General features: G+C 63.6%; 25 protein-coding genes. 18 read left to right on the top strand and 7 right to left on the bottom strand.

Going from position 1 to position 25219, the window contains the following annotated elements:
• Window positions 1–241: 241 nt before the first annotated feature.
• Together gntR and NKL06_RS31120 are read right to left on the bottom strand one after the other, a co-directional pair.
• Window positions 242–1270 (bottom strand): HTH-type transcriptional regulator GntR, encoded by a 1029-nt coding sequence (gene gntR / locus NKL06_RS31115; RefSeq protein ID WP_023682222.1) that lies wholly within the window; start codon window positions 1268–1270, stop codon window positions 242–244.
• A 159-nt stretch (window positions 1271–1429) separates the two neighbouring features.
• The gene (locus NKL06_RS31120) at window positions 1430–2602 is read right to left on the bottom strand and encodes an MFS transporter (RefSeq protein WP_050587031.1); all 1173 of its coding nucleotides are present in this window, start codon (window positions 2600–2602) and stop codon (window positions 1430–1432) included.
• Between the two features lie 229 nt (window positions 2603–2831).
• Here NKL06_RS31120 and NKL06_RS31125 point away from each other — a divergent pair, with 229 nt between their 5' ends.
• From NKL06_RS31125 to mocR, 4 genes are all read left to right on the top strand, one after another.
• Window positions 2832–3119: a DUF3175 domain-containing protein gene (locus NKL06_RS31125; RefSeq protein WP_023690797.1), complete on the top strand. Its 288-nt coding sequence runs from the start codon at window positions 2832–2834 to the stop codon at window positions 3117–3119.
• 214 nt (window positions 3120–3333) lie between these two features.
• Window positions 3334–4245 (top strand): myo-inosose-2 dehydratase, encoded by a 912-nt coding sequence (iolE, locus tag NKL06_RS31130; RefSeq protein ID WP_023690796.1) that lies wholly within the window; start codon window positions 3334–3336, stop codon window positions 4243–4245.
• A gap of 214 nt (window positions 4246–4459) precedes the next feature.
• Window positions 4460–4666, top strand: coding sequence for a LacI family DNA-binding transcriptional regulator (locus NKL06_RS31135; RefSeq protein ID WP_023682225.1), 207 nt, complete (start codon window positions 4460–4462; stop codon window positions 4664–4666).
• A 1-nt stretch (window position 4667) separates the two neighbouring features.
• Window positions 4668–6134: a rhizopine catabolism transcriptional regulator MocR gene (gene mocR, locus NKL06_RS31140; protein WP_245267063.1), complete on the top strand. Its 1467-nt coding sequence runs from the start codon at window positions 4668–4670 to the stop codon at window positions 6132–6134.
• A 19-nt stretch (window positions 6135–6153) separates the two neighbouring features.
• Here mocR and NKL06_RS31145 read toward each other — a convergent pair whose 3' ends face one another.
• The gene (locus tag NKL06_RS31145; RefSeq protein WP_023690794.1) at window positions 6154–7398 is read right to left on the bottom strand and encodes a DegT/DnrJ/EryC1/StrS family aminotransferase; all 1245 of its coding nucleotides are present in this window, start codon (window positions 7396–7398) and stop codon (window positions 6154–6156) included.
• 360 nt (window positions 7399–7758) lie between these two features.
• Here NKL06_RS31145 and NKL06_RS31150 point away from each other — a divergent pair, with 360 nt between their 5' ends.
• The 5 genes from NKL06_RS31150 to NKL06_RS31170 all read left to right on the top strand — a co-directional run bounded on the left by NKL06_RS31150 (window position 7759) and on the right by NKL06_RS31170 (window position 12947).
• Entirely contained in the window at window positions 7759–8670 is a 912-nt protein-coding gene (locus NKL06_RS31150; RefSeq protein WP_023690793.1) for a polysaccharide deacetylase family protein, read from the top strand.
• Window positions 8671–8733: 63 nt separating this feature from the next.
• On the top strand, window positions 8734–9702 hold the full coding sequence (locus tag NKL06_RS31155; protein ID WP_023687959.1) for a rhizopine catabolism ABC transporter substrate-binding protein: 969 nt from the start codon (window positions 8734–8736) through the stop codon (window positions 9700–9702).
• Between the two features lie 157 nt (window positions 9703–9859).
• Window positions 9860–10975: an ABC transporter permease gene (locus NKL06_RS31160; RefSeq protein WP_031207966.1), complete on the top strand. Its 1116-nt coding sequence runs from the start codon at window positions 9860–9862 to the stop codon at window positions 10973–10975.
• Complete coding sequence (locus tag NKL06_RS31165) at window positions 10972–11808, top strand: ATP-binding cassette domain-containing protein (protein WP_023712088.1); 837 nt, start codon at window positions 10972–10974, stop codon at window positions 11806–11808. Before NKL06_RS31160 ends, NKL06_RS31165 begins: the two co-directional genes overlap by 4 nt.
• Window positions 11809–11840: 32 nt before the next feature.
• Window positions 11841–12947, top strand: a complete 1107-nt coding sequence (locus tag NKL06_RS31170; RefSeq protein WP_023690791.1) for a Gfo/Idh/MocA family protein — start codon at window positions 11841–11843, stop codon at window positions 12945–12947.
• Between the two features lie 149 nt (window positions 12948–13096).
• On the opposite strand, the gene NKL06_RS31175 is transcribed toward NKL06_RS31170, so the two are convergent.
• Both NKL06_RS31175 and NKL06_RS31180 read right to left on the bottom strand, forming a co-directional pair.
• Window positions 13097–13873, bottom strand: a complete 777-nt coding sequence (locus NKL06_RS31175; protein ID WP_023690790.1) for a FadR/GntR family transcriptional regulator — start codon at window positions 13871–13873, stop codon at window positions 13097–13099.
• Between the two features lie 107 nt (window positions 13874–13980).
• The gene (locus NKL06_RS31180; protein ID WP_023690789.1) at window positions 13981–14871 is read right to left on the bottom strand and encodes an NAD-dependent epimerase/dehydratase family protein; all 891 of its coding nucleotides are present in this window, start codon (window positions 14869–14871) and stop codon (window positions 13981–13983) included.
• Between the two features lie 117 nt (window positions 14872–14988).
• Here NKL06_RS31180 and NKL06_RS31185 point away from each other — a divergent pair, with 117 nt between their 5' ends.
• Complete coding sequence (locus tag NKL06_RS31185) at window positions 14989–15927, top strand: NAD(P)-dependent oxidoreductase (RefSeq protein WP_023690788.1); 939 nt, start codon at window positions 14989–14991, stop codon at window positions 15925–15927.
• 18 nt (window positions 15928–15945) lie between these two features.
• On the opposite strand, the gene NKL06_RS31190 is transcribed toward NKL06_RS31185, so the two are convergent.
• Together NKL06_RS31190 and NKL06_RS31195 are read right to left on the bottom strand one after the other, a co-directional pair.
• On the bottom strand, window positions 15946–16728 hold the full coding sequence (locus tag NKL06_RS31190) for a FadR/GntR family transcriptional regulator (RefSeq protein WP_023690787.1): 783 nt from the start codon (window positions 16726–16728) through the stop codon (window positions 15946–15948).
• Between the two features lie 180 nt (window positions 16729–16908).
• Window positions 16909–17898, bottom strand: a complete 990-nt coding sequence (locus NKL06_RS31195) for a sugar-binding protein (protein ID WP_023673050.1) — start codon at window positions 17896–17898, stop codon at window positions 16909–16911.
• 465 nt (window positions 17899–18363) lie between these two features.
• Between NKL06_RS31195 and NKL06_RS31200 the strand changes: the two genes are divergently transcribed.
• From NKL06_RS31200 to NKL06_RS31235, 8 genes are all read left to right on the top strand, one after another.
• Window positions 18364–19104, top strand: a complete 741-nt coding sequence (locus NKL06_RS31200) for an ATP-binding cassette domain-containing protein (RefSeq protein WP_023682237.1) — start codon at window positions 18364–18366, stop codon at window positions 19102–19104.
• Between the two features lie 41 nt (window positions 19105–19145).
• Window positions 19146–20144, top strand: a complete 999-nt coding sequence (locus NKL06_RS31205) for an ABC transporter permease (protein WP_023673048.1) — start codon at window positions 19146–19148, stop codon at window positions 20142–20144.
• A 39-nt stretch (window positions 20145–20183) separates the two neighbouring features.
• Entirely contained in the window at window positions 20184–20954 is a 771-nt protein-coding gene (locus NKL06_RS31210) for an SDR family oxidoreductase (protein WP_031207964.1), read from the top strand.
• A 149-nt stretch (window positions 20955–21103) separates the two neighbouring features.
• On the top strand, window positions 21104–21931 hold the full coding sequence (locus tag NKL06_RS31215) for an AraC family transcriptional regulator (RefSeq protein ID WP_023690785.1): 828 nt from the start codon (window positions 21104–21106) through the stop codon (window positions 21929–21931).
• A gap of 113 nt (window positions 21932–22044) precedes the next feature.
• The gene (locus NKL06_RS31220; RefSeq protein ID WP_023682239.1) at window positions 22045–22488 is read left to right on the top strand and encodes an SRPBCC family protein; all 444 of its coding nucleotides are present in this window, start codon (window positions 22045–22047) and stop codon (window positions 22486–22488) included.
• A gap of 15 nt (window positions 22489–22503) precedes the next feature.
• Window positions 22504–23298: an FAD binding domain-containing protein gene (locus NKL06_RS31225; protein WP_023690784.1), complete on the top strand. Its 795-nt coding sequence runs from the start codon at window positions 22504–22506 to the stop codon at window positions 23296–23298.
• 59 nt (window positions 23299–23357) lie between these two features.
• Entirely contained in the window at window positions 23358–23840 is a 483-nt protein-coding gene (locus NKL06_RS31230) for a (2Fe-2S)-binding protein (protein ID WP_023690783.1), read from the top strand.
• Window positions 23841–23851: 11 nt separating this feature from the next.
• Window positions 23852–25219 carry a xanthine dehydrogenase family protein molybdopterin-binding subunit gene (locus NKL06_RS31235; RefSeq protein ID WP_023690782.1) on the top strand — a complete coding sequence of 456 codons (1368 nt, stop codon included), beginning with the start codon at window positions 23852–23854 and terminating at the stop codon, window positions 25217–25219.

Below are 25219 nucleotides of genomic sequence, written 5' to 3' on the forward strand. Positions count from 1 at the left end.
AAGGCCCTCCAGCCTGGCCGGCGCCACGTCTCAAGGGCCGAAGCCGGCCCGATCCCCTCCCCCTCGCCGCTTCACAGGCGAGAAACGAAACTAGCATATTATACATAATAAACAAGCATGAGCTGTTGCTTATGTATAATAAACAGGGGCGGCCTTTCATCAAAACGTCTGCCCGACGAAAATGGTAGCGCTACCATGACGTTGTGTAAAGCACCATTTGCTGAGGCCGGCCAAAGCGTGTTCAGCGTGCGGTGCTCTCGCGGGGCTTGAGTTCGAAACCAAGATCGACGACCCGCTGCTCAGGCCTTCGTCCTGCGATCGCCGCCAGCGCCATGGCGACAGACCGACGGCCGATTTCATAGCGAGGGGTGCGGATACTGGTGAGCGGCGGGAACGCCGCCTGCATCATTTCGAGGTCGTTGAAGCCGACAATGCCGATTGTTTTCGGCACGTTGAGCGCGGCGCTATGGCATTCGAACAAAACGCCGAGCGCGATGTCGTCATTGTTGCAGAAGACGCCGTCGAGCGCCGGCATCTTGGCCAGCGCATCGCGAAGCAGCTCGCGGCCGAGCGTCACGCTGGACAGTAGCGGCGTGGTGGTGACCAGCCGCGGGTCGAACAGGCCGGCCTTCTCCATTGCCGCGCGATAGCCGGCAAGCCGCCGCTGCGAGCGCGGGTCCATGCGTGCGCCGATGAAGCCGATCCGCCGGTAGCCCGCCTCGATCAGATGCTCGGTCGCGGTGCGGCCGCCGTCGAAATGCGAGAAGCCGACCAGCATGTCGACCGGATCGGGCCCGGTCTCCATCACCTGCACCACCGGGCAGCCCGCGCTCTCCAGCAGCTTTCGCGAGGTCGGCGTCTGGTCGATGCCGGCCACGATCAGCGCCGCCGGGCGCTGCGGTGCGAACACCTGCAGCAGGCGCTCCTCCTCGAGGCCGGAATAATGGGTGTTGCCGAGTTGGACGCGGAACGGGCCGTCCGACAGGCTGTCATAGATGCCGCGCACCACTTCTGCGAAGACGTTGTTGGTCAGCGACGGCACCAGCACGCCGAACACATCGGCGCGCGCCGAGGCCAGCGCCCGTGCATTGGGATCCGGGACATAACCGAGTTCGTCGACGGCGGCCTGGATCTGGCGCCGCAGATCCTGGCTGACGCGTTCCGGTTCGCGCAGCGCCCGCGATACGGTGATGGCGCCGACGCCGGCCTTGCGCGCCACATCTGATAGGGTCGGGCGGCCGCCCCCACGACGCGAGCGCGGCTTGGTCATGGACATCCTCCACGTGCCGGGCCCCGGCCGCTGCGCCCTTGCGAAACCATGTCCAGCTTTTCCACCGCCACCATGCCAACCGGCTGCTGCCGCACCCACTCGCCTGCTGGCGTCGCGCAGCCAATCGCCCTTGTCAAGCAACAGGGCAATCCTGCCTTCCTAAGCCATCAGGGCAGCACTGCGTTTTGCTTTCCACAGCAGCAGCCCGATGGCCACTATGTTCAGCAAGTTCCACGCGATCCCGTTGAGGAACGCGGCGGCGTAGGAGCCGGTCAGGTCGTAGATCCAGCCCGACATCCAGCCACCGACCGCCATGCCGAAGATGGTCGCCATCATGACGATGCCGATACGCTGGCCGGCCTCCCTGGCGGGCAGGTATTCGCGCACAATGATGGCATAGCAAGGCACGATGCCGCCTTGCGACAGGCCGAACACCAGCGACACGACATAGAGCGAGGCAAGCCCGTCGAACGGGATGTAAAACAAAAGCGACAGGCATTGCAGCACGGAACCGATAAGCAGGGTTTTCACGCCGCCGATGCGGTCGGCGACAAAGCCGGAGGCAAGCCGGCTGACGACGCCCGCCGCCATCATGATCGACAGCATGTCGGCGCCATGCGCGATGCCGTAGCCAAGATCCATGCAATAGGCCACGATGTGCACCTGCGGCATCGACATCGCCACGCAGCAGCCGAGACCGGCAACGATCAGCAGCACTTGTAACGCCGCCGGAGACAGCGAAATCGACTGCACTGTCCGGCTTCCGGGTGAACCGGCGGCAGCCGCCGCCGGAGCAGCGCGCCGCAACAACAGCACCAGTGGCACCATGGTGACCAGGCAGAAGACACCGATGCCGGCATAGGTGAAGCGCCAGCCCTCCGCCTTGATCAGCGTCGGCATGATGGTTGGCCAGAGCGCTCCGGCGAGATAGTTGCCAGCCGCCGCCGCCGTGACGGCGACGCCGCGCCGACGGTTGAACCAGTGCGAGATGTCGGCGATCAGCGGCCCGAAGATCACCGATGTGCCGACACCAATCAGCACGCCCTGGGCAAGGGTGAATTGCAGGATAGAGGTCGACAGCGCGGCGAGCAGCAGGCCGGCGGCGAGAGCCACCGAGGATAGCAGTGCCGGGATCCAATACCCCATGCGATCGACCGCGCGGCCAACCAGCACATTGCCGGCGGCGAAGCCGACCATGGTTGCGGTGTAGGGCATCGATGCCGCGGCGCGGTCAACGCCGAACTCGGCCTGCACGGCCGGCAGCACGACGACGACGGCCCACATGCCGACCGCACCGATCGTCGCCAGCAGCATGGAGATGGCAAGCCGCATCCAGGCGTAGCTGCTGTCGATGCCGGGGCTATCCGCCTGATTGGCGACGATCGGGGTCAAGGCGTTTCCTGTCTACGGTCCTGGGAAGTCGACCGTTGTGTCGCCACTATCGGCGTATTCACCGCGACGGGCAGCGCCACAGGCCCATGATCCGTGGCTCCAGCGGCCCGGCGATTTCTCGGGAACCGGCGGCGGCCTGCCCGAGTTTTGCGACAGGAAGGAGTTTGTCATGACCGCGAAGAAAAAATGGTCGGCCGATGTGACCGAGCACAGCGATGCGATGGACCTTGAGGACCACATCTTCGAAGCCGACGACGCCAGGAAGATCGCGGCCTCGCTCAAGCGCTCGGCCGAGCACAGCGACCGCCGCAAGGCCGAGCCGTTTCAGTCGGCCATGTCGATGCTGAATTTCTACATCAACCGCGCCGGCAAGAACCTGCCGCAGGCGCGCCGGAAAGTGCTCGAGGACGCCAAGGACGAACTGCGCGCGGCCTTCGGAAGGCCGCAGCAGGATTAATGCATGTCGCTCAAAAGTGGCGCCGGTTTTGAGACAACGACATGCATAAACAAAGACCTCAGCGCGTCGACTTAGTCCGTTCAAACGGGACGCGCTTTAGCGCTCCCGATTGGCTCTGCCAAATTCACCTCAACTGGACCTAGTGACAGGTCCTCTTTCCCCTCAGTTTGCCGGCCTCGGCTTTGTGTTTCCCCGAGCCCTTTGAAGTAGCGGCATGACGGTCAAGATCGGCATCAATCCCATCACCTGGAGCAATGACGATGTTCCCGCACTCGGCGGCGATACGCCGCTCGCGACATGCCTGTCGGAAACCAGGCAGGCCGGCTATCGCGGCACCGAACTCGGCGGCAAATTCCCCAGGCGAAGCGACGAGCTTGGACCGATCCTGTCTTCTTACGGACTGGAGCTCGTCTCCGGCTGGTATGACGGCCGCATTCTGGACCGCACGGTCGACGAGGAATTCGCCGCCATCACCTCGCATCTGACCCTGCTGCGCGACCTCGGCGCCGAGGTCGTGGTCTATGCCGACACCTCGCGCGGCCGTCATGACGGCATTTTCGCACCGATCTCGCAGCGTCCGCGCCTCGCTGACGGCGAATGGAGCGCCTATGGCGAGAAGCTGACCGAACTCGCCGACCGCATGGCTGCCTTCGGCGTCGGCATGGCTTTCCATCACCATATGGGCACCATCGTCGAGAGCGATGACGAGGTCGACAGGCTGATGGCCGCAACCGGCAAGAGCGTCGGCCTGCTGTTCGATACCGGCCATTGCCTGTTTTCGGGCGGCGACCCGGCCTCGCTCCTGAACCGGCATCTCGACCGCATCGTGCATTTTCATTGCAAGGACGTCCGCGCGGCCGTGCTGGAGAAGGCACGGCGCGAGGACATGAGTTTCATGGCGGCAGTGATGGAAGGAATCTTCACCGTGCCCGGCGATGGCTCCGTCGATTTCCTGTCGCTGCTGCAGCCTCTGGCCAGCCATGGCTTCGAAGGCTGGATCGTCGTCGAGGCCGAGCAGGATCCGGCCAAGGCACACCCCTTGACCTATGCCACGAAAGGTTACGCTTCGCTTCTCAAAACGGCCTGCGCGGCCGGGTTCGACGTGGCAATACGAGACATGGCCTAACCACCGCCGGGGGGCTGGTGGTTGGGCCGGTTGGGCGCGCGCCTCGGTAGGGGTAGCGACGCGAAAGCGCCCGGCGATCCGCGCCGCCGCCCTCCCTTGGCGGCGCGGATCGCACAGTTCTTGGCATCGAAATTTTTGCCCCCGAGTTGCCGGCCCGGCGTTTCCAGCTTGAGGCTGGGGACGAGGCATGCCTTGATGCAGATGGAGGAGCGACATGGCATTCGAGGCGGCACTCGGCATGGAACGGCTTTGCACCATCCGTGAGATCGCCGAGAAGGCGGAACTCGGCGCGGCAACCGTTCACCGCGCGCTGAAGAACAGCCGCGAGGTTCATCCCGAAACCAGACGGCTGGTGCTGGAGACTGTCTGCCTGCTTAACGAAGAGAAGATCGCCCGCGCCGCCAGGTTGGTCGGAGACTAGCTTGGCCGACCACATGCGCCTTTCCCTCGACATCATGTCGGTCGACCGCGGCTCGGACGAACCGATGCACCGACAGATCTATGGCGCCCTGCGGCGCTTCATCCTCGACGGCCAGATCCAGCAGAACACGCTGCTACCATCGACACGCTCGCTGGCCGAGGATCTCAAGGTCGGCCGAAACACGGTGATCGCCGCCTACGACCAGCTGCTCGCCGAAGGGTTTATAGAGGCGCGCGCCGGGTCCGGCACCTGGGTGGCGCCGATCCAGCAGAAACGCCCGCCGGCCGCGCTGCGCGCCGGGCTTGCCGCTCCGCAAAAGCTCTCGCGGCGCGGTCAGACCATCGTCAACGGCCCGCAGCCGCCGCGCAATGCCGGTGTCATCAACTTCCATCCCGGCGTGCCGGAAACCGCGTCCTTCCCCTTCACCATCTGGTCGAGCCTTCTGGTGCGCAACGCACGCAGCCGCGACGAGAACTTGCTCGGCTATATCTCCTTTGCCGGCCATCCCGGTCTGCGCCAGGCCATTGCGTCGACCATCAGCCTGTCGCGCGGCATCAACTGCACCGCCGACCAGGTCATCATCGTCACCGGCGCGCAGGCAGCACTCGACCTCGCTTCGCGCGTGCTGATGGACGAAGGCGACCATGTCTGGATGGAGGAGCCCGGCTATCTCGGCGCCAAGAGCGCCTTTCTCGCCAGCGGCGCGCAGCTTGCGCCCTTGAAGGTCGATCGCCTTGGATGGCATCTCGCAGACCCAGAGCTGCCGCCGCCGCGCCTGATCTATGTGACGCCATCCTGCCAGTGGCCGTTCGGCACCATCATGCGCATCGAGGAACGACTGCAGCTGCTTGACATCGCGGAACGCCACGGCGCCTGGATCGTCGAGGACGATTATGACGGCGAATATCGTTATCGCGGCCGGCCGGTGCCGGCGCTGCGCGGCCTCGATCACGCCGACCGGGTCGTCTATATCGGCTCCTTCGGCAAGACGCTGATCCCGGCGCTCCGCATCGGCTATCTCATCGTGCCGCGCGAACTGTCGGTCCCCTTCGACCGCGCCGTCTCGATCACCGGCCAGTTCGCGCCGCTGATCCTGCAGGCGACGGTCAACGACTTCATCACGCAAGGCTATTTCGCCACGCATCTGAAGCGTATGCGCCGGCTCTATGCGCGCCGGCAGGCCAATTTCGTAAAACTGTGCCAGGAGCATCTGGCCGAATGGCTGACTGTGACCGAGAACGATTCCGGCATGCAGCTGCTGGCCAGTTTTATCCGACCCTACAAGGACAGTGAAGTCGTCGCCGCTGCCGTCAAGGAGGGCCTCGACGTGCAGGGCATCTCGATCAACTACCATTCGAGCGAGCCGGAACACGGCCTGCTGCTCGGCTATGCCGCGATGGACGAACGCCAGATCCTGCGCGCAGTGCTGGCGCTGCGCGCCGCCTTTATGCGGCTGGACCGGCAATAAGCCGGTCCAACGCGGCTCTTCAATTCACGCTGTCGAATTTCTGCAGGTCCACCGGTGCTGCGTTGCGCACCTCGACATCGTCCAGCGAGGCATTCTCCAGCGCCACACGGGCCGCCGCATCGATGTTATGGATCATGTCGTCGATGTCGGCGTCGCCATGCGCCGGATTCATCGCGATCATCACCGTGCGGTTGAGGATGTCGAGAGAACCCTTGCCGAGGTCGTCGGCATAGGTCAGCCGCAGGCCCTTGTTTTCCGGCAGCGTGTACGGATTGAGCGCCGGATGATGCGCGCCCTCATGCATCAGCACCTGGTCCCACTGGGTGAAATTGTGGCGGCCGGTCTTGCCGGCAATGACGCTCGGAATGGTCTTCGAAAAAGTCTGCGCCGCCTGTTCGCTGGGCAGCAGATACATTACCTGTGCCGCGCAATCGTCGTTGGGGCTGTTCATCGGCGACGGCGTCAGGCCGAGATTGCCGAGATGGCGCGTGCCGGCCAGCACCTTCTTCTTCTCCGCCCGCATCGCCTCGATGATGCCGTCCAGACGGTCGAGTTGGACATTGAGCATCGCGCCCATTAATTCCGAGGCGCGCGCGCCGATGCCGGCGAACGGCTTGATGCTGTCGCTGCGGCCCTGCCAGTAGAAGTGGCAGGGGTCGATGGCGCAGCGCGCCCGCTCCGCCACTTTCGGATCGCTGGTGGCGATGCCGCCGCCCTCGCCCGACGTCATGTTCTTGAAGTAGTTGAAGGAGTAGGCGCCGGCATGGCCGATGGAGCCGAGCTTCTTGCCCTCATAGCCGCCGCCAATGCCCTGGCAGACATCTTCCAGCACGAGCAGACCGCGTTTTTTAGCGATGTCCATGATGGCGTTCATGTTGCAGGCCGCACCCCACATATGTACCGGGATGACCGCCTTGGTGCGCGGGCCGACGGCGTCGCGCAGAGCGGCCGGGTCGATGGTCAGGCTCTCGTCGACGTCGACAATGACCGGAATGGCGCCGACCGACAGCACTGCTGTGGCGGTCGCCATATAGGTGTGCGCCGGCACCAGCACCTCATCGCCCGGGCCGATGCCGAGGCCGATCAGGCCGGCGGCGAGCCCATAGGTGCCGCTGGCGGCAAGCGCGAAATGCTCGACGCCGAGATGCCTTGCATAGCGCGCCTCGAAGCGGTTGCACTCGCTGTTCTCGCCATAGCGAAACAGCGCGCCCGAGCGGATCACCCTGGCAATGGCTTCGATCTCTTCTTCGCCGGCGGTGTACATGGCAAGTCTCCACATCGCTTGATGGTGTGAAAGCAGTACGCCTGCGGCCGCTGTTTGAAAGAACCACTCCGCTGCGATCGGACCAAGCCATCCTGCTCACGTCGGAGCGGCGTTTAGCGCCGACTGTGGGCATATCGGATGAAATCGAAATTCCAGAATGCAGGCCCGCGGAAAAATCGTACCCATCCGAATTCGCTGAAGTGGCCCTGTCGGAAAGCCCGCGTTGGGCGTTCCATCGCGTCCAGTTGGGCAAACGGTCGGTTCCATGCAGCACGGGACACACTTTGGAAGACCCTCGAAACCGGCCTGCCGGCAAGATGGTGGCCGGCAAGATGGTGGCCGGCAAAACGGTGGCCGTCCATGACGCGACAGCTCGTCCTGCACGAAGACGATGTCGGCATGTGCCATGGCGCCAACAGCGCCTTCCTCGAACTGACCGCACTGGGCGCCTGCAGCTCCGGCGCCGTGATGGTGCCGTGCCCATGGTTCCCTGAGATGGCCGAAGCGGCAGCCGCCGATCCCCGGCTCGATCTCGGCGTCCACCTGACGCTGAACAGCGAAAAGCAGCACTACAAATGGCGGCCGCTGACGTCGCCGTCGCGTGCGGCCGGCCTGACGGACGAGTTCGGCTATTTCTGGCCCGATGTCGCGACCACCCGCCGCAAGGCAGCACCGCAAGCGGTGGAAACCGAGCTTCGCGCCCAGATCGACACCGCCTACCGCGCCGGCATCGACGTCACTCATCTTGATGCCCATATGGGAGCAGCGCTGTCGCCCGAGTTTTGCGACGTCTACATCAAGCTCGGCCTGGAATATCGGCTGCCGGTGCTGTTGACCAAAACGCTGTCGGCCTATTCGCCCAATGACAATCTCGTCGGCGTCACCGAAGCGGCGTTCCAGCGCGGCGTCACTGAAGCCCGCGCCAAGGGCTTTGTCATCTTCGACGCCGCCATTCAGACGACCTGGGGCCGTCCACGCTCCAAGCCGATAGAGCCAGCCTACAAGGCATTGGTCGAAGGGGTGCGCGAAGGCCTGACCTTCTTTTGCCTGCACTTCAACGCGCCGGGCGAACTCGAACTGATCGAGCCGCGCTCCGCCTATGTCCGCACCGAGGAATACGAACTCTTCCGGGACCAGGGTTTTCGCGACTGGCTCGGCGCGCAGGACATCGACATCATCGGCATGAAGCCGCTGCGCGAGGAGCTTCGTGCACGGCTCGGGGCATCGACACCGGCAAAGGCCCGCAAAGCGGCCACCCGGGCAGCACCGTAAGCCGATCCATCGGCCAATGGCGCAAAGAGGGAATTGAGACTGCAACGACAATGGGAGAATGACATGAAGACTGTTCTGAAACTGGCGCTCGGCGCGCTTGTCTCGATGAGTATGCTGGCGGGCGTCGTGCAGGCCGCGGGCCTGAAGGACCCGAAGGATGTCCGCATCACCTTCGTGGTGCATGGCTCGGCCTCCGATCCCTACTGGTCGGTGGTCAAGCGCGGCGTCGACGATGCGGCGGCGCTCACGGGCGCCAAGGTCGAATATTATGCGCCGCAAGTGTTCGACGTGGTCGAACAGGCCCGCCTGCTCGACGCGGCCATCGCCACCAATCCAGACGGCATCGCCGTCTCCATTGCCGACGCCAATGCGCTTGGTAAATCGGTCAAGGCCGGACTTGCCGCCAACATTCCGATGGTCGTCCTGGATTCCGGCGAGAAGGAAGGCGCCGAACTCGGCACCTCTCTCTACGTCGGCACAGTCTCCGAATATGATTCCGGCAAGAAGGCCGGCGAGCGGCTGGCCAAGGAAGGCACGCTCAAAGTCGTCTGCATCAACCACGAGGTCGGCAATGTCAGCCTCGACCAGCGCTGCCAGGGGTTGAATGATGGGCTGAAGCCGTCAGGCGGCGGCACCGAAGTGCTTACCGTGTCGCCCGATCCGGCCGACATCCAGCGCCGCACCGAGGCCTATCTGTCGGCGCATCCCGACACCCAGGCCGTCTTCGCGCTCGGCGCCACCGCCGCCAATCCGCTGATCCCGTTCTTCCGGCAGAAGGAATTGTTCGGCAAGATCAAGCTCTACACCTTCGACATCAGCCCCGAAGTCCTGGATTCCGTCGTCGCCGGCGAAATGGGCTTCGGCATGGACGCCCAGCAATATCTGATGGGATACCTGCCGGTGATCTATCTGGTCGAGCATGCCACACATGGCTTCTGGCCGCAGAACAACGCCTACACCGGCCCGCTCTTCATCGACTCGCCCGACAAGGCCAAGGCGATCCTGGCGCTCGCCAAGGACGGCATCCGCTAAGGCAAGACCAAAACGGATCGGGGAGCCGCCATGCGCTCCCCGTCTCTGGTCGAGATTGCGAAGTGAGCGATTGGGGAGCCTAATGGCTGTTGTGGAAGACAAGGCGATACCTCCAGAAGCGCCGGCCCCCGGGGTACTGGGCAAGGACCGTTTCGGCATGATGTCGAAACGGGCGGCCGGTGCTGACGAGCGGCTGGCCAGCACCGGCCGGCTGACTCAATGGCTGCGCCGGCCCGAAGCCGGTGCCGCCGGCGGCCTCATCGCCACCATCATCATCTTCGCCCTGCTGCCGGGTGCGTCGAACCTCTATTCGCTGCAGGGGTCGATGACCTTCCTGACGCTGGCAGCCGAACTCGGCATCATCGCCACGGCCGCAGCCCTTCTCATCATCGCCGGCGAGTTCGATCTCTCCGTCGGCTCGATGGTCGGCTTCGCCGGCGTCGTCATCGGACTGACGGTGAAATATTGGGACCTGCCGCTGTGGGGCGGCATCGCCTGCGCCTTCGCTGTCGCCATCCTCACCGGCTACGTCAACGGCCTGATCGTTGTGAAGACCCGCCTGCCCTCCTTCATCGTGACGCTGGCGTCGCTCTACATCCTGCGCGGCCTGTCGATCGGCATCACCCGCGCCGTCACCGGCCGCACGCAGATCCCCTACATCCTCGACGGCGCGCCGGACCCGGCAACCGCGAGCCTGTTCAACGGCCATCTCCTGACCAGCTTCTTCCAATGGATGGGCACGCAAGGCTGGATCGCCACCCGCACCGACGGCATTCCCTTCGTCGTCGGCATTCCGATGTCGATCGTCTGGTGGCTCGGCCTGACAGCGCTTGCCGGCTATGTCTTGACCCAGACCAAATACGGCAACTGGATATTCGCCACCGGCGGCGACCTCAATGCCGCCCGCAATGTCGGCGTGCCGGTCGACCGGGTTAAGATCGCACTCTTCATCTACACCGCCTGTGCCGCGACCTTGCTTGCCACCATCCAGGTGATGGAGGCCGGCTCCGCCGACACCACGCGCGGCCTGCTCAAGGAATTCGAGGCAATTATCGCCGCGGTCATCGGCGGCGTGCTGCTCACCGGCGGCTACGGCACCGTCTATGGCGTGCTGTTCGGCGCGCTGATCTTCGGCCTGGTGCAGATGGGCATCTTCTACACCGGCATCGACACCGACTGGTTCAAGGTCTTCCTCGGCATCGTCATTTTGATGGCCGTGCTGGTCAACAACTACATCCGCCTCAAGGCGCTCGGACGCGGAGGTGGCAAATGACCTATCCAAACCCATCCCCGGCCATCCAGCCAGCCATGGAATTGCGTGGTGTATCGGTCAATTTCGGCTCGGTGCGCGCGCTGCAGGATATCGACATCAAGGTCTATCCCGGCGAGGTGCACTGCTTGCTGGGCGACAACGGCGCCGGCAAGTCGACGCTGATCAAGGTTCTGTCGGGCGTGCACCGGCCGACCAAGGGCGAGATTTTCGTCGACGGCAAGCCCGTCACCTTCCGCAGCCCGCGCGACGCGCAGGACCTCGGCGTCGCGACGGTCTTCCAGGACCTCGGCATGATCTCGCTGATGTCGATCACCCGCAACTTCTTCCTCGGCCGCGAGCCGACGAGAAGCCGCCTGCCCTTCTCGCGCTTCGACAAGGAGCGCGCCAACACAATTGCCCGTCAGGCGATGGCCGATATCGGCATCGACGTGCGCGACCCGACGCAGGCCGTCGGCACGCTGTCGGGCGGCGAGCGCCAATCGGTGGCAATCGCGCGCGCAGTCCACTTCGGCGCAAAGGTGCTGATCCTTGACGAGCCGACCTCGGCGCTCGGCGTGCATCAGGCGGCCATGGTGCTGAAATTCATCATCGAGGCGCGCATGCGCGGGCTGGCGGTGATCTTCATCAGCCACAACATCCACCACGCCTACCCTGTCGGTGACACTTTCACGCTACTCAACCGCGGCCGCAATCGCGGCACATACGCAAAGTCCGAGATCTCGCGCGACGAGGTGATTTCCATCATGTCGGGCGGCGAGGATCTGAAGGCGGTGGAAGCTGAGATTGCCGGGCTGTTGGCGCAGATCGGCAATCGGCCGGCCGCCGCACCCTGAGCCTGGAACACTTTGCAGAGAGTTTTAGCAGCATGAGCAGGATACGGGTTGGCGTTATCGGCGCCGGCATGATCTCGCAGGTCGAGCATATTCCGAATCTGTTGCGGCTCGGCGACCTGTTCGAACTGGTCGGCGTCGCCGACCCGTCAAGGATTTCGCGGGAATATGTCAGCGAAGTTCACGGCATCGCCAATTTCGAAACGCCGGAGCAACTGTTCGACCATAAGCTCGACGCCGTCGTGATCGGCTCGCCCGACCCGCTGCATCACGAGCAGGTGCTGGCCGCACTGGGGCGCGGCCTGCATGTCTTCTGCGAAAAGCCGCTCTGCTATTCCCCGGCGGAAATCGCCGAGATCATCGCCGCGCGCGACAAGGCCGGCAAGGTCATGCAGGTCGGCTATATGAAGCGCTTCGATCCGAGCTACCGGCTGGCGCTGGCCTCGCTGCCCGGCACGGCAAAGACGCTGCGGTCCGTCTCGGTCGAGGTCAACGATCCCGATGCCTGGCCGTTCATCGCCCACCAGCGCTACAAGCGCGGCAACGACATTCCCGAGGAGCTGATTGCCGCCGCGCAAGCCAGGCAGAAACAACAGGTCGAACGCGCTATCGGCCAGCCTTTGAACGATCTGGCTTTCCGTGGATTTATCGGCGCTTACAGCTCCGCCTTGATTCACGATGTGAATGCCGTGCACGGCCTGCTCGACGCGCTCAGCGTGCCGGAGGGCGAGGTTGTCGGCGCGCAGATCTTCGCCAATGGCGATGGCGGCCAGGGCGCGGTAAAACTGCTCGACGGCCAGGCGCTGTGGACGATGACGCATCTCACCGTGCCGAAGCTCGCCGACTACAAGGAACGCATCACGCTCTTCTTCGACGATGCCAGCCTTGAGCTCGAATTCCCCTCGCCCTGGCTCAACCATCATCCGACCCGGCTGATTGTGAAGACCTCGGACGGCCACACACTGTCGACAAGGGATCTGCGTGCCGGCTACGGCGAAGCCTTCGTCGAGGAACTGCGCGGCTTCTGGGGTGCGATCGTCAATGGCGACGAGGTGGTCAACCGCCCCGAGCACGCCGCCCGCGACCAGGCGCTGCTGGTCGCGCTGACCAGGCAGCACCTGGCCACTTCGCAGGCCGGCTGAGCGCTCGCAGGATGTGTTGAGATTCAGGTCAGGCCGCGCCGAAAACGTTGGATTTCGAGAACCGGAGCGGAGCGTACTTAAGTAAGTGAGCACCGGAAGCGCAGAAAGCCGGAGTTTGCAGGCCGGCCTCACCTGAATATCAGCATATCCTACCGGGTGTTGATGACGCCGTCGGTATTGGCGAGCAGCTTGCGCACCGCGTTGCGGGCCGCCTCCGGCCGCTGCAGGCGGATGGCCTTCTCGATCGCCTCGTGCAGTTGCTGTGCATGCTGCAGATCGTCGAGTTCGCGCGTCGTATAGGTGAACAGATGATCGAAGGCGGATTCGATCAGCACGCCGAGCGGCACCAGCAGATCGTTGCCGGAGGCGCGCAGGATGGCCAGATGGAAACGCGTATCGGCGCGCGTGCGCTCCTGCAGGCTCGACGCCTCGCCCATCTCGCGGCAGGCCTGGCTGATCTCGGCCATCTGCTCTTCGGTGCGTCGCATGGCGGCGAAGGCAGTCGCTTCCGGCTCGATGATATGGCGGAATTCCTGCACCGTCTTCAGGAACACCTCACGGTCGGGCGCGGTCGCGTACCAGGCGAGCACATCGCGATCGAGCAGGTTCCAGCGCTCCCTGGGCTCCACCCAGCTGCCGATCTTGGGGCGCGATGCCAGAAGGCTTTTGGCCATCAGCATCTTGATCGCCTCACGCACCGCCGAGCGGCTGACGTTGAAGGTTTCGGACCATTTGGCTTCATTGGGCAGGATGGTGCCCGGCGGATAGTCGCCGCGCACGATCCGAAGCCCGATTTCGCTGGCCAGTGACGCATGCACGCTGGTGCCGGGCATCCGGGTCGCGTCAGCCCGGCGAAGGGTCGCCGGGCGCTCGGCGGATGCCGCCTTTTCAGGCTTCGTTCCCTTATTCGGCTTTCCGTCCCTCATGCGTCCACAAAGTCCGGATTTCGAAAGCTGTCAAGCAGAGGGCGGGACGTTGACGGCAAAGCCTGCGGCTGTGCACAGATCAGGTCGCAACCTTGCCCCCGGCCGGCCTATTTGACGTATTTGCGCCAGCTGTGCTCGGGACGGAAGCCAAGCATGTCCCTGGCTTTGCGGTTGGAAAGCAGCGTCTCGTATTCGCCGAGCTCCGCCTTGACCGGCACGTCGGGATAAAACCGCTTCAACAGTTCCGCCGTCGGCAGGTCGGACGAGGTATCGTCATTGGCGGCGTTGAACACCTGGAAGCCGAGCCCGTCGGTTTCAACGGCGCGCAGCGTGATCTGGCCGAGATCGCGCGCGTCGACATAGCTCCAGGCGATGCGCTTGCGAAAGCCCGGATCGGCAAACCACTTCGGAAACAGCGAATATTCGTGCGGCTCGATGACGTTGCCGATGCGCAAGGCATAGATATCGGTGCCGTTGCGCTGCGCAAAGGCGCGCGCCGTGTGCTCGTTGACGACCTTGGACAGAGCATAGCTGTCCATCGGATCGACGTCGTATTCTTCATCGAGGGGAAAATATTTGGGGTCGCGCGGTTCGTTGGCGAACACCACGCCATAGGTGGTCTCGCTGGACGCGATCACCACCTTGGGGATGCCGAGTTTCACCGCCGCCTCGATGACGTTGTAGGTGCCCATCGCATTGATGCGGAACACCTCATTGTCGGTCGTGATCATGATGCGCGGTATGGCGGCGAAATGCACCACGGCATCGACCGGCTGCGGGCGCAGCGACGGGTCGAATTCATGCAGGCCCATATAGCTCGACAGCGCGTTGAACACTTGGCCGCTGTCGGTGATGTCGGTGATCAGCGTGCGTACCTTGGGATTGTCGAGCGGCTTGGTGTCGATGTTGAGCACCTGGCAGCCCTGTTCGATCAGATATTGCACGACATGGCGACCGGCCTTGCCGCTGCCGCCGGTGAACATGATCCGCTTCGTCATTTTCGTCTCCAATGCCTAGGATTTCTGTGTATTGTCAGACAATATGGCATTCTGCAACCACCCTCGCCCGCAAGACGGCGCCGCCCAATATCAATCATCGCAACAGGACTTCAAGACATGACCACGACCGCCGCGAGCGAAAAGATCGGCTTTATCGGCCTTGGCCTGATGGGGCACGGCATTGCCAAGAACATCGTCGACAAGGGCTATGGCCTGACCTTCCTCGGCCGCAAGAACCGCAAGCCGGCGGAAGACTTGGCTGGCCGCGGTGCGAAGGAAGTGGCCACCTCGCGTGAGGTGGCAGCGGCATCCGATATCGTCTTCATCTGCGTCACCGGCTCGCGCGAGGTCGAAGCCATCATCCGTGGCCCCGGCGGCCTCAAGGAGGGCCTGAAAAGAGGCTCGGTTGTCGTCGATTGCTCGACCGCCGATCCGGTCTCGACCGTGGCGCTGGCGGCGGAACTGAAGGAGATCGGCGTCGACTTCGTCGATGCACCGCTCAGCCGCACCCCGAAGGAAGCCTGGGAAGGCACGCTCGACGCCATGGTCGGCGCGCCCGACGCGCTGTTTGCCCGTGTGAAGCCGGTCATCGAGACCTGGGCCGGCCGCATCGTCCATATTGGCGACACCGGTGACGGCCACCGCATGAAGCTGCTCAACAACTTCATCTCGCTGGGCTATGCCGCGATCTATTCCGAGGCGCTGGCGCTGGCCGAAAAGGTCGGCATCTCGCCACCGCGTTTCGACAGCGTCATCCGCAACGGCCGCATGGATTGCGGCTTCTACCAGACCTTCATGCGCTGGACGCTGGAGGGCGACCGCGACGCACATAAATTCACCATCGCCAACGCCTTTAAGGACCTGACCTATCTGGAATCGATGGCGGGTGCGGCCGGCATCGCCAACCCGCTCGGCAACGCCACCAAGAACTCCTTCGCCGGTGCCCATGCCACTGGCCCGGCCGAGCAATTCGTGCCGATGCTGGCAACATATGTCGGCAAGGTCAACGGCGTCGACCTGATGCCCAGCAAGGATGGCAAGAAGCAGACGATTTGAGGTGGCGAAAAGCCTGTGTCAGCGCCTCGACCGGCCGATAACATCGTCGGTGTTGGCGAGCAGTTTGTGCACCGCATTGCGCGCGGCCGCAGGACGCTGCAGGCGGATGTTCTTCTCGATCGCCTCATGCAGCGCCTGCGCCCGCCGCTGATCGCTGGTCTCGCGTGTGACGAAGACAAAGAGATGATCGAGCGCCGACTCGATCAGAACGCCAAGCGGCACCAGCAGATCGTTGCCCGAGGCGCGCAATATGGCGAGGTGAAAACGCGTATCGGCGCGGATACGCTCCTGCAGGTTCAAAGCCTCGCCCATCTCACGACAGGCCTGGCTGATCTCGTCCATCTGCTCGTCGCTGCGCCGCGTGGCGGCAAAGGCCGACGCTTCCGGCTCGATGATGTGACGGAACTCCTGCACCGTGCGCAGGAAGGCCTCCCGGTCCGGCCCGGTCGCGTACCAGGCCAGCACATCGCGGTCGAGCAGGTTCCAGCGTTCCCTGGGCTCGACCCAGCTGCCGATCTTGGGCCGTGAAGCCAGCAGGCTTTTGGCCATCAGCATCTTGATGGCTTCGCGCACCGCCGAACGACTGACATCGAAGGTCTCGGCCCATTTGGCCTCGTTGGGCAGAATCGTGCCGGGCGGATAATCGCCGCGCACGATCCTGAGGCCGATCTCGCCGGCCAGCGAGACATGGACGCTCGCTCCCGGAAAATGCGCGGCACCGGCCCTGCGCATGACAGCCGGACCGCGGCTGGCTTGTGCCTTGGCCCGCTCGGTTCGCTTCTTTGATTTCTCGTCCGGCATTCACGTTCCAATGCGTCGGCCGTCTGCGTCCGGACTGGTCCGAACCTGCACGGCGCGCCGATCTCGTTGCCGAAAAATCCAAACTACAGGCGCGTCAAAGCCGGAGCCTGCTGCCCCAACCGTTGCGTCCGTTCGGGAAGAGACGGGGCGCCCGTCAAAGGGCGCCCCGAAATCGAGAACCTACTTCTGGATGCAGGTGTCGACCGTGTCCTTTGTGCATTCGTCGAGGCCGGTGAACACCGGATCGGCGACGGCCTTGCCTTCGACCAGATCGATCATCACCGACGGTGCCTTGTAGCCCATTTCGAACGGCCGCTGACCAACCAGAGCGGTTACAAGGCCGTCACGGGCGATCGCCACTTCATCGCCGATCGTATCGGCGGCGCCGATGACGAAGTCGTTGCTGGCGATGCGGTCCTTGAGCGGCCCGAACAGGTCGCGATAGGGCTGCGGTGCGCCAAACAGCGGCCAGCCGCCCATGATGCCGAAGGCGTCGAGCTTGGGATTGGCGGCGAGGATGTCGGTCATCGCCTGCACGCCCTTGGCGCCGTCGTCATTGGTGAACACCGGGCAACCGGCGACTTCGGTCCAGCCGCCTTCGCCGGCAAGTGCCGCCAGGCCTTCCTTGCCCGACAGCGCGTCACGCATGCCCTGCGCGCGGCGCAGGATGTTGTCGGCCGCGGGATTGCCTTCGATGGTACAGATCGTGCCGCCGTTCGGCTTGCCCTTCTTGATGTACTCGCCGATCTTGTGACCCATCAAATAGTTGTCGGTGCCGAGATAGGTCTTGCGCAGCGCGGCATCTTCCTTGCTGAGATCGGCGTCGAGCGTCATGATCGGGATCGTCGGATTGGCGGTCTTGATCGTCTGAGCGATCAGCGGCGCGTTGGATGGCGAAATCGCCATTGCCACCGTGTCGGCCTTGCTCAGCATGTCCTGAACGATCTGCGCTTCGCCGGCCTCGTCGGAGGTCGATGCCGGGCCGGTGTAGAAGCATTCATATTCCGAGCTTGCATTTTCCTTGTTCCATTTCTCGCAGCCCTGGTGGATGGCTTCGAAGAATGGATTGTCGAGACCCTTCACCACGATGACGAGCTGTTTCTTGGCCAAAGCCGGCCCGGCGCCCAGCGCCATGGCGGCGACGGCGGCGAGCAAAAGTGTTTTTCTCATGTCAGTCCTCCCTTGAAACAGACGGACACGGCGTGCCCGCCACACAGATCGACCGGATGCTTAATGACCGAGGTTCGTTTCACGAGCACTCGTGTCGCCAAGACAGATCGATAAGCATTTCCAGATGCGGCATTGGCCCGGCTCACACAAGGGTGGCGCCGCAACCTCGACCGATAAACCTCCGCCGATTCCGCCCGGCTAACCGCCAGCGGCATCGGCATAATCTCCTCCGACGCTTAGCTAATATCGGCTTGCGGCCAACGTCAATGCTATTTGTCCTACAAAACGGATTTTTGGATAACCAAGGCTTCAATTCGTCCGACAATTGATTGACGAGCGCCGGCTTTTGCGTAAAAGAACGCTGACGCTGTTTCCGGGAGGAGATGGGGAGAGCGGGGCCAAAGCAGCGCCGGCATTCACGCCGGGAACAGCAGCGGGTCGCAAAACACGGGGAGGCAAAGACTGGTGGCGGTTCTCGAACTCACCAATATCTCGAGGCATTTCGGCGCCATCCAGGCGGTCAACGACGTATCGCTGTCGATCGAGCCCGGACAGGTGGTCGGCCTGATGGGCGACAACGGCGCCGGCAAGTCGACACTGGTCAAGATGATCGCCGGCAATTTCCGCCCCAGCCATGGCGTCATGCGCATGGACGGCAAGGAGTTGATCCTGCACAAGCCGGCGGAAGCTCGCCAGCACGGCATCGAGATCGTCCACCAGGACCTGGCGCTGTGCAACAATCTGACCGCCGCCGCCAATGTCTATCTCGGCCGTGAATTGCGCCGCGGCCTCGGCCCTTTACGCATCCTCGACTATGCCGCCATGTACAAGCGCGCCGGCCAGCTCTTCGCCGAGTTGAAGTCCGAGACCCGTCCGCGCGACCTCGTCAAGCAGATGTCGGGCGGCCAGCGCCAGGCAGTAGCGATTGCCCGCACCATGCTGTCGCAGGCCAAGATCGTGTTGATGGACGAACCGACGGCCGCGATCTCGGTGCGCCAGGTCGCCGAAGTGCTGAACCTGATCCGCCATTTGCGCGACCAGGGCATCGCAGTGGTGCTGATCAGCCACCGCATGCCTGACGTGTTCACCGTCGCCGACCGCGTCATCGTCATGCGGCGCGGCCGCAAGGTCGCCGACAAGACGATTGCGTCAAGTTCGCCCGAGGAAGTCACCGGGCTGATCACCGGCGCCATCGAACAGGTTTGATCTCAGCGAATTTCACCACGCACAGCACATGAAGGTCGACGATGGCACTGACAATTGACCAGCCGATCGAACAAAAACAGCAATCCTTGCCGGCAAGACTGTTTGCCAGCCAGACCTTCTGGGTGGTGATCGCGGTCATCCTGGCCTGCCTGTTCCTGTCTTTTGCCACCGACGCCTTCGCCACGTCGAAGAACCTTTACAACATTACCCGCAACATCACCTTCGTCGCCATCATCGCGCTCGGCATGACCTTCGTCATCATCACCGGCGGCATCGACCTGTCGGTCGGTTCGGTGCTCTGCCTGTCGTCGATGGTGCTGGCCGTCACCATGCATGCCGGCTACTCCATAGAAGTCGGCATCCTCGCCTCGATCGCCACTGCGCTCGCCATAGGCGCCTTCAACGGCATCATGATCGCCTATCTCGGCTTTCCACCCTTCGTGGTGACGCTCGGCATGCTGTCGATTGCCCGCAGCCTCGCCATGGTCGCCTCCAACAACACCGTCGTCTTCCAGTTCGGCCCGGATCACGACAAGCTTCTGGCGCTGGGCGGCGGCGCCTGGGTGTTCGGCATCGCCAATCCGGTCCTCTACATGATCCTTCTGGCGCTGATCACCGGATTCACGCTGCGCTGGACCAAGTTTGGCCGCCACATCTTCGCCATTGGCGGCAATGAGCACGCGGCGACGCTGACCGGCGTTCCCGTCAAGCAGATCAAGGTCGCCGTCTATATGATCTCGGCGCTGGCGGCGGGCATTGCCGGCATCATCCAGACCGGATGGCTGGGCGCCGTCACCACCAATCTCGGAACCGGCATGGAACTGCAGGTCATCGCCGCCACGGTCATTGGCGGCGCCAATCTCGCCGGCGGCGTCGGCACCGCCTTCGGCGCCATTGTCGGTGCCGCGCTCATCGAAGTGATCCGCAACAGCCTTGGTCTGCTCGGCATCAATGCTTTCTGGCAAGGCGTGTTCATCGGCGGCGCCATCCTGCTCGCGGTGCTGTTCGACCGGATCCGCAACTTCAGGCGCAATGACTGAATGTTTTTGGACTGAACCTTTCGGCTGGAAACCATTGCTTTGACATCGAAATCCCTGTTCGACCTCAACGGGCGGCTGGCGCTGATCACCGGCTCCGGCCAAGGCATCGGCCTGGCGCTGGCGCGCGGCCTTGCCGAGCATGGCGCAAGTGTCGTGCTCAACGGCCGCGATGCCGGCAAGGTTGCCGGTGCTGTCGCCGGCTTGCGCGACGCCGGGCTGAACGCCCATGCCTCGACCTTCGACGTCACCGATTTTCGTGCGGTCGATGTGGATGTGGCCAGGATCGAGGCCGAGATCGGCGCCATCGACATCCTGATCAACAATGCCGGCGTGCAGTTCCGCGCTGCGCTCGAGGACTTTCCCGAGGAGCAGTGGGAGCGGCTGTTCAAGACCAATGTCTCCGGCGCCTTCCATGCCGGCAAGGCGGTCGCCCGCAACATGATCGCGCGCGGCAAGGGCAAGATCATCAACATCGGCTCGGTGCAGAGCGAACTCGCCCGGCCCAACATCGCGCCCTACACGGCGACCAAGGGCGCGATCCGCAATTTGACCCGCGGCATGTGTACCGACTGGGCGAAATACGGCTTGCAAATCAATGCTATCGCCCCCGGCTATTTCCGCACCGAGATGAACCAGGCGCTGGTCGACAACCAGGAATTCTCCGCCTGGCTGGAAAAGCGCACGCCGGCCGGCCGCTGGGGTTATGTCGACGAACTGATCGGCGCCGCCGTGTTCCTCGCCTCCGACGCCTCATCGTTCGTCAACGGCCATACGCTTTATGTCGACGGCGGCATGACGGCTTCGGTTTGACGAGAAACCCTATCGCTCAGTCTGAAAATCCGTCGGCATAAGCGGCCCCCCAAGCTCACCACACCTCCTAGCCTTGACGCGACCCCGAACTCAGCCGCACAATCCCGTTGCAGGCGAAGGGAGGCCAGTCGTCTGCGGGAGGTATACCCATGACGGACGCGATCAGGCTCTATTGGGGCCGGTTCGGACATGTTTCTGTCCTGAATGTCGCCAGCGACTTCGTCACCCATGCGCATGTCGAGGCCCACATCATCATCTGGCTGGAGGGCACGGCCGGCGAGATGACCGTCGGCCGCGAGACGGTGCTTCTGGGACCCGGCACCGCCGCCGGCATCAATTCCTACCAGCCGCACAGCCACATTCTGTCGCAGAACGGCAGGCCCGGCCTGTTCCTCGCCTTCTACATCGATCCGGATTGGGCGCGCCGGCGCCGCGACCTGCCTTCGTCGGCGCCGCTGTTTGCACAGGCGGCAATCACGCTCGAACCATGGCTGCACCGGGCCGCCGCCAACCTGCTTGACCATTTGAGCGAGAATGAAAGCATCGACGACGTCGCCAATTACGAGATCGAGCGCTTCATCGATAGCGTGCTCGACGCCGCCGACGCCTCGGCGCCGCAGGAGGCGCGCATCCGGGTCAACACAATGCAGGACTTTCGCGTCCGCAAGGCAATCCAGCTGATGAAGGCCAATGTCTGCGAACGCATCTCGTTCGACGACGTCGCCCGCAGCGTTGGCTTGTCGCGGCCGCATTTCTTCGCATTGTTCAAGGAACAGACCAATCTCACGCCCAATGTCTACTGGAACACGCTGCGCATGGAGGAAGCCGTGCGGCAGTTGCAGTGGTCGCAGGAGCCGCTGATCTCGGTCGCCTGCAATCTCGGCTTCACCACCCAGGGCAATTTCTCGCGCTTCTTCCGCGACCATGTCGGCGTGCCGCCGACGCTTTACCGCGAGGCGGCGCGGGCCATGGCCTGAGCCAAGCCGCTCGTTTTTCAGACTCCTTGATAGGGCCGCAAGACCCATTGATAAGCGCAGCACCGGCCGCCGCCCTACCCTGCTGCGTATCGAATTCGTAGGGGAATGATCATATGGCCGAAGTCACCGTCTCCAGCGTCATCGACGCGCCGGTCGAAAAGGTCTGGGCGCGCATACGCGACTTCAACGGCCTGCCGGGCTGGCATCCGCGCATGGTCAAGAGCCATATCGAAGACGGCAAGAGCGCCGAAACCATCGGCTGCGTGCGTAATTTCGAGCTCGCCAGCGGCGCGCGTATCCGCGAAAAACTGCTCGACTTCTCCGATGCGAATTTCCGCGTCAGCTACTCCATCCTGGAGACGCCGCAGCCGCTGACCAATCACAAGGCGACGCTGCAATTGCGCCGCGTGACCGACGGCGATCGCACCTATGCCGAATGGACCGCGAGCTTCGACGCGGCGCCCGAAGAGGCCGACAAGATCGCCGCCGGCATGGCCGCCAATGTCTTCCAGGGTGGCTTCAATGCGTTGAAGAGCCATTTTTCTGGCCAGAGCTGAACCAGGGAGACTGCCATGGCGCTTGCCCTCCAGACCTTTTCGGCCGTCAGGGATGCCAACGCGGCGCTGAAGGCGCCCGGCACCCGCTATCTCGGCGGCGGCACGCTGGTCGTGCGTGCCGCCAATGAAGGCGATGTCTCCGTCACCGGCCTCGTCCGCTCGACCGATCCGACCCTATCCGGGATCACCGTTGCCGGCGGCAAGGTCCGCATCGGCGCTTCGGTGACAATGGCGGCCATCGCCCGCCATCCCGAGCTTGCGGCGCTGTCCAAGGCTGCGCGCGCCGTCGGCGGCCCGGCGATCCGCAATATGGCGACTGTCGGCGGCAATTTGTTTGCGCCGGCGCCCTATGGCGATTTCGCCGTGGTGTTGCTGGCGTTGGATGCGACGGTTGGCACCGATGATGGGGAATTGCCTATCGAGGATTTTCTGGCCAGGCGGGACGGCAGCCGCGCCATCGTCACGTCAGTCGCCTTCGCACTGCCGAAGGCCGAGAATTTCCGCTTCCTGAAAGTGTCGCGGGTCAAGCCGAAGGGCGTCTCGGTGCTCAGCATCGCCGCCGTTCTCGAACAGGCCGGCGACGGCACTGTCTCCTCGGCGCGGATCGCGCTCGGCTGCATGGCAGACCGGCCGATGCGCGCCCGCGCTGCGGAAAAGGCACTGATCGGCAGCAGGCTTGACCAGGACGGCGTCGCAGCGGCGCTGGCTGCAGCCGGTGAAGGCACTTCGCCAATCACCGATCCGATCGCCAGCGCCTGGTATCGCGCCGAGGTTCTCCCGGTCCATCTCGGCCGGCTTCTGCTTACTTAACCACCGCTTGGGGGCGCGCGTCTGTCCGATCAACCGGGCAGGCGCGCTGGGAGGAAAACATGGCAAAGGTTCCGGTTCAGTTCACGCTCAACGGCTCGGAGAAGGCCGAATTTGTCGACAGCGGCACGACGCTGCTGCACGCGCTGCGCGACAAGATCGGTGACACCTCGCCCAAGGGCGGCTGCCACCAGGGCACCTGCGGCGCCTGTTCGGTCATCATCGACGGCGAACTCCGGCTCTCTTGCCTGATCCTGGCCGAGACCTGCAGCGGCGCCGACATCCGCATCACATCGGGCCTCGCCGAGGCCGGCGTGCTGCACCCGCTGCAGCGTGCCTTCCTCGATGCCTTCGCCACGCAATGCGGCTTCTGCACGCCGGGCATGATCATGGCCGCCAAGGTGCTGCTCGACCACACGCCCAATCCGAGCCGCGAGGACGTGATCGAGGCGCTGTCCGGCAATATCTGCCGCTGCACCGGCTACGAGCCGATCATCCAGGCGGTGCTGACGGCGGCCCGAGCCAATTCGCAGAACGCGGCCTAAGGACCAAAAGAATGGAACTGCGCAAAAACTATTTCGCCGATCAGCGCAAGGACGGCCTGCACGAGATCGGCCATGGGCGGCCGCGGCTGGATTCGCCGGGACATGTGACGGGCAAGACCGCCTATTTCGCCGACCGCAACGTCCCGAATATGCTTCACCTGAAAATGGTGCGCAGTCCGCACCACCATGCCCGCATCCGTTCGATCGACACTTCCGAAGCGGAGAAGCATCCCGGCGTGGTGAAAATCCTCACCGCCAGGGATGTGCCGCACAATGTCTACACCATCCTGATCCTGATCCAGGTCGGACCGGAAGACGAGACGGTGCTGGCCGACGGCAAGGTACGCTGGAAGGGCGAGGCGGTGGTGGCGGTGCTGGCCGAGACCGAGCGCGCGGCTCAGGAAGCGGCAGCCAAGGTCAAGGTCGATTATGAGGTGCTGCCGGCCGTCTTCGACATGGAAGAAGCGCTGAAGCCCGGCGCGCCTTTGGTCAACGAATATCACGGCCAGAATTATTACCTCTACGACAGCGGCGAATGCCGCAAGGTGCGCTTTGGCGATGTCGAGGCGGGCTTCGCCGGCGCCGACCACATCCTGGAACAGAGCTACCAGTCCTCGCCGATCGAGCATGCGCCGACCGAGACCACGGGTTGCGTCGTGGTGCCGGAAGGCAATGACCGCTTCACCGGCTACACCAACACCCAGGCGATGTTCTTCACCCTCGACAACGCGTCGATCATCCTGCAGATGCCCGGCTCAAAACTGCATTTCGTCGGCGGCACTGTCGGCGGCGGCTTTGGCGGCAAGGTCGACGTCATCGTCGAGCCGATCGCCATTCTTGGCGCCAAGCTGACAGGACGTCCCGTTTCATTTATCTACAGCCGCGAGGAGGAGATGCAGATCTCCTCACCCCGCGCCGCCGAAAAGATAATCATCAAGGACGGCGTGATGAACGATGGCCGCATCGTGGCTCGCAAGGTCACCGGCTACACCGATGCCGGCGCCTATTCGCGCCACTCGCCCTATGGCGCGCAGAAGGGAGCGGCGCACTATCCCGGCCCCTACACCATTCCCAATGTCTGGATCGACACCTACTGCGTCTACACCAACCGCACACCCTCCTCCGCGATGCGCGGCTTCGGCGTCACCATCGGCGACTTCGCGCTTGAGGTGCAGATGGACAAGCTGGCGCGGCTGATCGGCATGGACCCGCTCGAATTCCGCTTCATCAACGCCTATCGCGATGGCGACATGAAGGCGCATCGCCAGCCGACCGAAGGAGCGGCGCTGATCGAGTGTATGCAGGAGGCGTCGCGCGCCGCCAACTGGCCGGTGGCGGAGAAGTATATGGCGATGTCCTCCTACAAGAAGGGAGCTTGA

Source organism: Mesorhizobium sp. C268A (genome assembly GCF_040324475.1).
Classification (GTDB): domain Bacteria; phylum Pseudomonadota; class Alphaproteobacteria; order Rhizobiales; family Rhizobiaceae; genus Mesorhizobium.

What these genes read in the sequence shown, in the direction of transcription:
- gntR (WP_023682222.1), bottom strand. Translation starts at nt 1,270, where the DNA reads ATGACCAAGCCGCGCTCGCGTCGTGGGGGCGGCCGCCCGACCCTATCA.
- NKL06_RS31120 (WP_050587031.1), bottom strand. Translation starts at nt 2,602, where the DNA reads ATGCGGCTTGCCATCTCCATGCTGCTGGCGACGATCGGTGCGGTCGGC.
- NKL06_RS31125 (WP_023690797.1), top strand. Translation starts at nt 2,832, where the DNA reads ATGACCGCGAAGAAAAAATGGTCGGCCGATGTGACCGAGCACAGCGAT.
- iolE (WP_023690796.1), top strand. Translation starts at nt 3,334, where the DNA reads ATGACGGTCAAGATCGGCATCAATCCCATCACCTGGAGCAATGACGAT.
- NKL06_RS31135 (WP_023682225.1), top strand. Translation starts at nt 4,460, where the DNA reads ATGGCATTCGAGGCGGCACTCGGCATGGAACGGCTTTGCACCATCCGT.
- NKL06_RS31145 (WP_023690794.1), bottom strand. Translation starts at nt 7,398, where the DNA reads ATGTACACCGCCGGCGAAGAAGAGATCGAAGCCATTGCCAGGGTGATC.
- NKL06_RS31150 (WP_023690793.1), top strand. Translation starts at nt 7,759, where the DNA reads ATGACGCGACAGCTCGTCCTGCACGAAGACGATGTCGGCATGTGCCAT.
- NKL06_RS31155 (WP_023687959.1), top strand. Translation starts at nt 8,734, where the DNA reads ATGAAGACTGTTCTGAAACTGGCGCTCGGCGCGCTTGTCTCGATGAGT.
- NKL06_RS31160 (WP_031207966.1), top strand. Translation starts at nt 9,860, where the DNA reads ATGATGTCGAAACGGGCGGCCGGTGCTGACGAGCGGCTGGCCAGCACC.
- NKL06_RS31165 (WP_023712088.1), top strand. Translation starts at nt 10,972, where the DNA reads ATGACCTATCCAAACCCATCCCCGGCCATCCAGCCAGCCATGGAATTG.
- NKL06_RS31170 (WP_023690791.1), top strand. Translation starts at nt 11,841, where the DNA reads ATGAGCAGGATACGGGTTGGCGTTATCGGCGCCGGCATGATCTCGCAG.
- NKL06_RS31175 (WP_023690790.1), bottom strand. Translation starts at nt 13,873, where the DNA reads ATGAGGGACGGAAAGCCGAATAAGGGAACGAAGCCTGAAAAGGCGGCA.
- NKL06_RS31180 (WP_023690789.1), bottom strand. Translation starts at nt 14,871, where the DNA reads ATGACGAAGCGGATCATGTTCACCGGCGGCAGCGGCAAGGCCGGTCGC.
- NKL06_RS31185 (WP_023690788.1), top strand. Translation starts at nt 14,989, where the DNA reads ATGACCACGACCGCCGCGAGCGAAAAGATCGGCTTTATCGGCCTTGGC.
- NKL06_RS31190 (WP_023690787.1), bottom strand. Translation starts at nt 16,728, where the DNA reads ATGCCGGACGAGAAATCAAAGAAGCGAACCGAGCGGGCCAAGGCACAA.
- NKL06_RS31195 (WP_023673050.1), bottom strand. Translation starts at nt 17,898, where the DNA reads ATGAGAAAAACACTTTTGCTCGCCGCCGTCGCCGCCATGGCGCTGGGC.
- NKL06_RS31205 (WP_023673048.1), top strand. Translation starts at nt 19,146, where the DNA reads ATGGCACTGACAATTGACCAGCCGATCGAACAAAAACAGCAATCCTTG.
- NKL06_RS31215 (WP_023690785.1), top strand. Translation starts at nt 21,104, where the DNA reads ATGACGGACGCGATCAGGCTCTATTGGGGCCGGTTCGGACATGTTTCT.
- NKL06_RS31220 (WP_023682239.1), top strand. Translation starts at nt 22,045, where the DNA reads ATGGCCGAAGTCACCGTCTCCAGCGTCATCGACGCGCCGGTCGAAAAG.
- NKL06_RS31225 (WP_023690784.1), top strand. Translation starts at nt 22,504, where the DNA reads ATGGCGCTTGCCCTCCAGACCTTTTCGGCCGTCAGGGATGCCAACGCG.
- NKL06_RS31230 (WP_023690783.1), top strand. Translation starts at nt 23,358, where the DNA reads ATGGCAAAGGTTCCGGTTCAGTTCACGCTCAACGGCTCGGAGAAGGCC.
- NKL06_RS31235 (WP_023690782.1), top strand. Translation starts at nt 23,852, where the DNA reads ATGGAACTGCGCAAAAACTATTTCGCCGATCAGCGCAAGGACGGCCTG.